This is a genomic window from Rickettsiales bacterium (genome assembly GCA_033762595.1).
GTDB lineage: Bacteria > Pseudomonadota > Alphaproteobacteria > Rickettsiales > UBA8987 > JANPLD01.
Genome location: JANRLM010000110.1, coordinates 1 through 7,949 on the forward strand (window position 1 = coordinate 1; position 7,949 = coordinate 7,949).

Genomic DNA, 7,949 nt, shown 5'->3' on the forward strand with positions numbered 1-7,949 from the left:
CGACGGCGCTGTTTGGCACCTCGATGTCGGCTCATCTCATCCTGGGGCTGGAGAAGGTCCCAAGGGTATGGCTGTTCGCCATTTAAAGAGGTACGTGAGCTGGGTTTAGAACGTCGTGAGACAGTTCGGTCCCTATCTGCCGTGGGTGTAGGAATATTGAGAGGATTTGCCCTTAGTACGAGAGGACCGGGGTGAACGTACCTCTGGTGTACCAGTTGTCGTGCCAACGGCACAGCTGGGTAGCTATGTACGGAACGGATAAACGCTGAAAGCATCTAAGCGTGAAACCAGCCTCAAAACCAGTATTCCCCATTAGAGCCGTAGAAGACCACTACGTTGATAGGAAGGATGTGTAAGTGGAGCAATCCACTCAGCTAACCTTTACTAATAGCTCAATTGGTTTGATACACTTAAACGATTTTACTTTGAGTTGCGATGACTCTAAAGCAGTGCTAAATTTTTTGATTAAAACACTTGTTTTATATCGCTTTCTATAATTGTAGTTGGTTTTTGGTAATTAGCAGTTAGTAGCTTTTTCTTATAAATAGCTAACTACTAACGTTCAAAAACCAACGACTTATATTGAAGCAGACCTTTTCTTTGTCTGGTGGTTATAGCTGAGGGGACACACCTGATCCCATCTCGAACTCAGAAGTTAAGGCCTCACGCGCTGATGATACTATGTCTTAAGTCATGGGAAAGTAAGTCGCTGCCAGACTAAAAAAAGGTTTGCATAATGCTGTTTCACAAGATTATAATTTTATTTCTGTTCTATTCATTTCCTTTTTATTTTGTATCCCTTTTACTAGAATTCTTTTGTTAAATAGCTTCAAGTTATTTAATGCAAAGAGAGGCATCATATCTACCAAATTTCTAACTTTAGTCTACTGATAGCCAGTTATTCCTATACCAAATGCCTTTTTTACAACTTGAATTTGTAATATTTTTATAGAGTATATTTTCTTAAAATAAATTTTATATTCAATGAAAAAAATATTTAGTGCAGAAAATACAAAAAAAGCGGATTCGGAAGCTGAGAGATTCGGTATTTCAAACTTCACTCTAATGTGCAATGCCGGTGAAAAATCTGCTGACTTAGTTGATAAAATTTTAGATTATAAAAAAAAAGGTGACGCAGTTTATATTTTATGTGGCGTTGGTAATAATGGCGGTGATGGCTATATTACAGCAAGAATTTTGAAGGAAAGGGGCTATGATATAAGACTTTCAAATATTGGTGATTTAAGAAAGGTTTCAGAGCTTACTCTGCAAGCTATGGATTTTGCGGTTTCTAGCGGAATTGAAATTGAAGAATTTGACGAAGATTATCTTGAGCAAGCTGATTTAATTATAGATGCAATCTTTGGAATCGGCTTAAAGAGAGATATTACTGGAGATATTGCAGAAATTATTGAAAAAATAAATTATGCAAAAAATTCACAAAAAAATAAATTTTTAGTTTTTAGTTTAGATGTTCCAAGTGGGGTTTGCTCAAACACAGGGGAAGTTAGGAATATAGCCATTCAAGCGGATTATACTATATCCTACCAAACGCCAAAAATAGGCTGTTATTTATTGCCTGCAAAAAATTATGTTGGCAAAATTGAGGTTGCAGATATTGGAATTCCTGATGAAGCCTTTAGCGAAATTTATAATCCTTACTTTATCAATTCAACTGATTTGTGGCTAGATAAATTTCCTTTTCCAAAATTAGAATCTCATAAATATCATAAAGGGCATATCGTAATTGATGGCGGTGAGGAGGATTTTACTGGTGCTTCAAGAATGGCATCAATTGCTTCTATGCGGGTTGGGGCAGGGCTTGCAACAATCTGTGCTGATGAAAAATCATTGCCAATTTATGCGACTTCTATGCTTTCAGTGATGGTTAAAAGGCTCAAAGAAATTGAGGATTTAGAGAAATATATAAAACTAAAAAAAGTAAATTCTGCGGTGCTTGGTTGTGGTTCTGGATTTGATATTTTAGCACCTTTAAGGGTTTATCATTGCTTAGAAGAAAAGCTCGCCTGCGTTATAGATGCTGATGTTTTTAGCATCTTTCAAGAAAAACCAAAAGAATTTATTAAGGCACTTAAGAAAAATAAAAAATCAGTTTTAACACCACATGAGGGAGAGTTTAAGAGGGTTTTCAATGTTGATGGTAGTAAAATTGAAAGAGCCTCAAAAGCTGCTAAATTGTGCGATAATGTTATTGTTCTTAAAGGTAATGATACAATAATCGCAAGCCCAGATGGAAGAATTGCGGTTAATAATAATGCACCCACTTGGCTTGCAACAGCCGGCAGTGGTGATGTTTTAGCAGGAATTATCGGTGGATTACTTGCTCAAAATATGCCGAGTTTTGAAGCCGCTTGTGCCGGGGTTTGGATACATTCAGAATGTGCAAATATATTAGGGCAGGGGTTAATTTCTGAGGATTTGATTGATGCAATCCCCCTAGTTTTACAGAGCTTATCCCAAGATGAAAAACTTAAGTAAATAATTTTATAAAATTATCTAAAAATCCCTTCTTGAATTAAGGGCGGTGAGGAGTGTGCCTTCATCAAGATATTCAATCTCGCCACCAAGAGGAACGCCTTGTGCAAGCCTTGTAATTTTGATATTAAATTCTTGAAGCCTTTGGCTTAGATAATGTGCGGTGGTTTGCCCTTCCATAGTTGCATTCGTTGCAAGAATAACCTCCTTCACCTCTCCAGAGCTTACCTTTGCAAGCAGGCTTGCGATGTTGAGTTTATCAGGCCCAACACCATCCATCGCAGATAAAGCACCGCCCAAAATATGAAAAACGCCGTTATAAATTCTGCCTCTATTTATTGCCCATAAATCAGAAACATCTTCTAAAACCATAATGGTTGATTTATCCCTTTTTTCATCAACGCAGATATGGCAAGGCGAGGAAATATCATAATTTCCGCAGATTTCGCAGGTTTTTATTGAGGCTTCAGTTGCAATAATTGCGTCAGCTAGAGGGTGCATCAGCTTTTCCCTATTTTTGAGAAGATGCAACGCAATTCTCGTGGCGGATTTCTTACCAAGCCCAGGCAATTTAGCGGTTAGATTAATCAAATTTTCTAATGGAGATGTCATTTTATATTATTTCTAAAATATGTTTTTATTATGTAAAAATTATTTTGTAAAACTCTGATTTAATTGCTGGCAAAAAATATTGAAATGAAATCTAGGAATAAAAATTAGAAAATTCTTTAGTTAAATTGGATAATAAATGTATTAAAACCTGCTTGGTATATCCATATAGGAGTTAATAATTCTAACAATTTTTACTGGAGTTACATTTGGGTTATAAGTAATCCAGTATCTTTGAAGGTAATGCCACCTGTAAGGTTTGTTTGTAAATTCGGATTTCTGTGAACCAGCAAATGGAAATGAGGCAATATATTCAAAAGATTTTTTAAAATCTGAATAAAGGTTTTCGGCAGCAGTCAAATTATGCCCTGCAACCCAATCAATAATGTTACCAAAATCTTTGGTTGCTCTAGGTGCTAAAATATATTTCACTATCTGTATTTATTTAGAATTGATTCAATATGTGCATCAACTTGCTCTGGTGAATAAAATTCACCATTAGCCATTGAAGCCTCGCCTTCATCAAGTAATTTTTCAATATGCATTTTTAGGGCGTGTTGCTTATCAAGAAGGGTTAACGCTTCTATAACAACATCATTTGCAGATTTGTAGTATCCACTTTGCACCTTGTTGTTAATTGCTGCTTCAATATTTGGAGCTAGTTCTACTGACATAAAAATTCCTGTTTATACATGATTCTAGCACACTCTAGCTCAAGTTTCAACATCTATGAAAATAATGATTTACAGCCAGAAGCTAGTTTTGATGCGTGGGTTGTAGCTTTTATGTTAATGAACAAGAGAATGAGGGGGAAAATTATCCTCACCCCAAATATTTTTGGAATGCGAAGTTGAGAATATCTCTTGCGATGGGGGCAGCTGATTTTGAGCCACCACCTCCAAATTCAACAATTACACCAACGGAAAATCTTGGCCTGCCAACTGGCCCATAACCCATAAAAAGGGAGTGAGTGTCAGAATCTCTTTTAATTTTAATATTTCTATCAATCGCTTTATATTGTGCAGAGCCAGTTTTGCCAGCGAAAGTAAAATTACTCTCATAAATTTTTGAAGCCCTTGCCGTTCCTTGATTTCCATTGATTACAAGGTTCATTCCATTTTGAACAATTGCAAGTTTATCAGATTTTAACCCTTGGATATTGCTAAAAATCCTTCTGTTTGGCTTGCCATCTGGAAGCGTCATTCTTGCTTCAACATTTTTGCCAGTTGCAAGTCTTGCGGCTGATAGTGCAAGTTGTAGTGGCGTTACTTCAACATAACCTTGCCCGATGCCTGTATTTAGGGTTTCGCCCTCATACCAAGGCTGTTTAAGGGTTTTCCTTTTCCAAGCAGGATCTGGAATTATTCCAGCTTCCTCAAATGGGAGTTCAATGCCAGTTAAATTGCCAAGCCCTAATTTTCTTGCATAATCAGCGATTTTTTGAATACCAAGAAGGCGTGCCACTTCATAAAAAAATACATTGCAAGATTGCTCCAAAGCACCTTCAACACTTAGTGAGCCATGCCCACCTTCCTTCCAGCAATGAAATCTTCTACCACCGAAATATAAATGCCCTTGGCAATAAATGCTTGTGCCTCTTCCAATTACGCCTTCATTTAATGCTGCCGTTGCTACTATTGTTTTGAAGGTTGAGCCAGCAGGGTAGGTTTTAGAAATTGCCTTGTTGGTAAAAGGCTTATCAGGGTTTGAGTATAGATTTTTCAAATCTTCAGCTTTAATGCCTTTTATAAAGGAATTTGCATTATAATCCGGAACGGAACACATCGCCATAATATCGCCAGATTCTACATCTAGTAAAACTGCTGAAGCACCTTCGCCAGCAAGCCCACCTTTTCCTTTCAATATAGAGTGCAAATATGATTGCAAATCCATATCCAAAGTTAGTTTGAGATCATTACCCCTAACATCTTGCTTGTATGAAATTTCACGAATGGCACGCCCCCTAGAATCAACTTCAACCTCAGTAACGCCAGCTTTACCAGCAAGTTTATCTTGCATAGAAAGTTCAATGCCTGTTTTGCCTATTCTAAAATTTTGCTCTTTTAGAAGCTCACCATATTTTTCAATATTAACTTGGTTTTTTTGTTCAATATCATTAACAATTCCAACATATCCGGTAATGTGAGAAGTTATATTTTGGTAAGGATAAAACCTTGATTCAATAAAATTTACTTTGAATTCTGGCAAATCTCTTTCTCTAACTTTTACTCTAGCAATATTTTCCCAAGATAAAAAATTCTCTATAACCAGCGGAAATCTTGTCGCTTTGCTATCTAATGCGTTTAGAAGCTCATCTAATTTATCTTTTGGAAGCTGAATAAGTTTTGCAATTTTAATAAGGTTTTCTTTAGGGTTTTTACCCCTTTGCGGGTTATATACAAGCTGATAACGAGAAATACCTTCCGCGATAATTTGATCATTCCTATCTTTAATTAAACCCCTTCTTGGAATTACTGGAACTAATTTTATTCTGTTGCCTTCCGCTAAATTTCTATATTTCGCACCTTCAACAATTTGAAGATGATACATTCTAGCACCAAGCACAGATAAAGCCGCAAGTTTGCCAACCGAAAGAATTATAGACCTTCTTGAAATTAATTTTGATTTTTCTGAAGTAGGGTTAAACATTCTAAATTCTAATAAAAGTTATCTTCTTAAGTTTGAAGAAACTAAACATGTAATGAATTATTGGATAGAGAAAAAAAGTAAATAAATATTGGGAGAAAATAACCCCTATAAAATTTACTGAGCCAACAAATATTGAAAGTAAAATGAATTTGAAAAAGAAAAAAATAAACAAAAAATAGCCAAAGAATAGCCAAAATGCTAGGAAGCCATATTTAGAGCATAATTCCTTTTGGCTTCTAGTTATGTAATATGCAATAAGTAAGCTGAAAGATTCTATGCCGATAGGGTTCAAGAACATAACATCAGAATAAAAACCGATAAAAAATATGGTTAAAGTTCCCATCAGTCCCAAATTAGCGAAGAACCAATAAAAAACAAAAATAGCACTTATTGCTGGGGTGTAAGAATTATGAAATAATCCGCCATCAGTAATAGCAAACAAGGTTATAAATAAAACGCTTGAAGCTAGAGGAATTAACTCAAGAAATTTATTTAAGTATAAAAACATAGTCTAAGCTTTCCATATCTGCGTAAGTTGCAACATAAACCCTGTCATTCTCAATTTTTTCAATATATCCAACTGGAATATCCGCAGGAAAAATTCCACCATCGCCAGAGGTTAAAATTTCTTCTCCAATAGTTAAATTTTTGGTTGAAACCAAATAGCCAAGCTCTGTAATATTTGTTCCATTGCCCTCTAAAATCGCTCTTTTCCCTGAGTTTTTTGATTTTACTGGCACATTTGATCTTCTATCAGTGATTAGTATTATATTTGCTATATCACCTGAAACTGATTCAATCTGCCCAACAAGCCCATCATCATTTAGAACGATATTATCTTTTTCTAAATCAGAAACTTCTTCAGATTTTATATAAGCGGATTTAACAAAAGGCCCCGGAGCTTTTGAAATTATCTTAGCTGTAAAAACCTGTTTTTTGTAATTAGGAATAAAATTAAGCATTTTCCTAAGTTTTTCATTTTCTTCAGCTAGTAGATTGTATTGAAGTTTCAGCCTGAAATTTTGGTTTTTAGTTTCTCTTAATTGTTTTGAATAAGTATTTGCATTTATCACATTATCAATTTGTTCAAAAACCAGTGAAATTTTCTCTGCAAAACTATCAAAATACATTGTGACTGGGTTTGCAACTTTTGATATATCAGTTCTAAAATTTTCTAGTGAAGTGGGGTTAAAACGATTCACCAAAAATAATATTAAAGCAATTAATAGCAGAAGAAATAGCGAAATTTTAGAGATAAGCAAGGCAACTTGCTTTATCAGCAAAAGCCTGTTTGAATATGATTTTCTAACTTGATAAAACACAAATTTATATAGTCAAAATTAATAGTCAGAGGTTCTTTGCAGGCTTCTGCCAGCACCTTCTATGTCTTGCCCAATACCCCTAATTGTATTACAACTAGAAGTAAAATTAGCAATTACTAGTAAAATGCTTAAAATAAAAATTTTTCTCATAAGTAAAATTTTTTAATTAACAAAATCATTCTATTAGCCTATAAAATCCCTTTAGTAAATTAACTTAAACCTAAATCATATGAAATTCTTTGTTGATACCGCAGATGTTGCAGAAATAAAATCTTTGAAAAGTTATGGAATGCTTGATGGGGTTACTACAAACCCTAGTTTAATCTTAAAATCTGGTAGGGATTTTTTGGAAGTTATTAAGGAAATCTGTAATCTTCTCCCCGGTCTTCCTGTTAGTGCAGAAGTTGTTGCGATGGAATATAACGGAATGATTGAAGAAGGAAGAAAGCTTGCAAAAATTGCTGATAATGTGGTTGTAAAACTCCCATTAACTGAAGAAGGCTTGAAGGCTTGCAAAACATTTTCAAGCGAAGGTATAAAAACGAATGTAACACTCTGTTTTTCCGCAGTTCAGGCTTTGCTTGCGGCTAAAGCTGGTGCAACTTATATTTCACCTTTCGTTGGTAGGCATGATGATGTTGGTTTTGATGGTATGCAACTTATTGAAGATATTAGAATTATCTATGATAATTACGGCTATGAAACACAAATTTTAGTAGCTTCAGTTCGCCACCCAGTTCATATTCTTGATGCGGCAAGAATTGGGGCAGATGTTTGCACCGTTCCGCCTTCAACAATCAAGCAATTATTCAAGCACCCACTTACTGATGCAGGGCTTCAAAAATTCTTGGAAGATTGGCAAAAAACTGGCCA

At 35.2% G+C, this 7,949-nt stretch carries 9 protein-coding genes and 2 rRNA genes; 4 read left to right on the forward strand and 7 right to left on the reverse strand.

Annotation, left to right across the window (positions count from 1 at the left end; genetic code table 11):
* From SFT90_07790 to SFT90_07800, 3 genes are all read left to right on the forward strand, one after another.
* Positions 1–409: ribosomal RNA gene (locus tag SFT90_07790) — 23S ribosomal RNA — on the forward strand; the annotation flags it as partial.
* Positions 410–603: 194 nt separating this feature from the next.
* Positions 604–718 (forward strand): 5S ribosomal RNA (rrf, locus tag SFT90_07795).
* A gap of 266 nt (positions 719–984) precedes the next feature.
* A complete protein-coding gene (locus tag SFT90_07800) occupies positions 985–2,499 on the forward strand; it encodes an NAD(P)H-hydrate dehydratase (GenBank protein MDX1950377.1) in 1,515 nt (504 codons plus the stop codon).
* An 18-nt stretch (positions 2,500–2,517) separates the two neighbouring features.
* Here the strand turns inward: SFT90_07800 and recR are convergent, their stop codons facing one another.
* The 7 genes from recR to SFT90_07835 all read right to left on the reverse strand — a co-directional run bounded on the left by recR (position 2,518) and on the right by SFT90_07835 (position 7,226).
* Positions 2,518–3,108 carry a recombination mediator RecR gene (gene recR / locus SFT90_07805; GenBank protein MDX1950378.1) on the reverse strand — a complete coding sequence of 197 codons (591 nt, stop codon included), beginning with the start codon at positions 3,106–3,108 and terminating at the stop codon, positions 2,518–2,520.
* Between the two features lie 141 nt (positions 3,109–3,249).
* Positions 3,250–3,537, reverse strand: a complete 288-nt coding sequence (locus SFT90_07810; protein MDX1950379.1) for a type II toxin-antitoxin system RelE/ParE family toxin — start codon at positions 3,535–3,537, stop codon at positions 3,250–3,252.
* Entirely contained in the window at positions 3,537–3,779 is a 243-nt protein-coding gene (locus SFT90_07815; protein ID MDX1950380.1) for a type II toxin-antitoxin system ParD family antitoxin, read from the reverse strand. Before SFT90_07815 ends, SFT90_07810 begins: the two co-directional genes overlap by 1 nt.
* Before the next feature lie 148 nt (positions 3,780–3,927).
* Positions 3,928–5,754: a penicillin-binding protein 2 gene (mrdA, locus tag SFT90_07820; GenBank protein MDX1950381.1), complete on the reverse strand. Its 1,827-nt coding sequence runs from the start codon at positions 5,752–5,754 to the stop codon at positions 3,928–3,930.
* A 1-nt stretch (position 5,755) separates the two neighbouring features.
* Positions 5,756–6,262, reverse strand: a complete 507-nt coding sequence (gene mreD, locus SFT90_07825) for a rod shape-determining protein MreD (protein ID MDX1950382.1) — start codon at positions 6,260–6,262, stop codon at positions 5,756–5,758.
* Positions 6,243–7,076 (reverse strand): rod shape-determining protein MreC, encoded by an 834-nt coding sequence (gene mreC / locus SFT90_07830; GenBank protein MDX1950383.1) that lies wholly within the window; start codon positions 7,074–7,076, stop codon positions 6,243–6,245. The genes mreD and mreC overlap by 20 nt, the downstream gene beginning before the upstream one ends.
* An 18-nt stretch (positions 7,077–7,094) precedes the next feature.
* The gene (locus tag SFT90_07835; protein ID MDX1950384.1) at positions 7,095–7,226 is read right to left on the reverse strand and encodes an entericidin A/B family lipoprotein; all 132 of its coding nucleotides are present in this window, start codon (positions 7,224–7,226) and stop codon (positions 7,095–7,097) included.
* 79 nt (positions 7,227–7,305) lie between these two features.
* Here SFT90_07835 and fsa point away from each other — a divergent pair.
* Positions 7,306–7,949, forward strand: a 644-nt coding sequence (gene fsa, locus SFT90_07840) for a fructose-6-phosphate aldolase (protein MDX1950385.1), incomplete at its 3' end; no start/stop codon positions are given.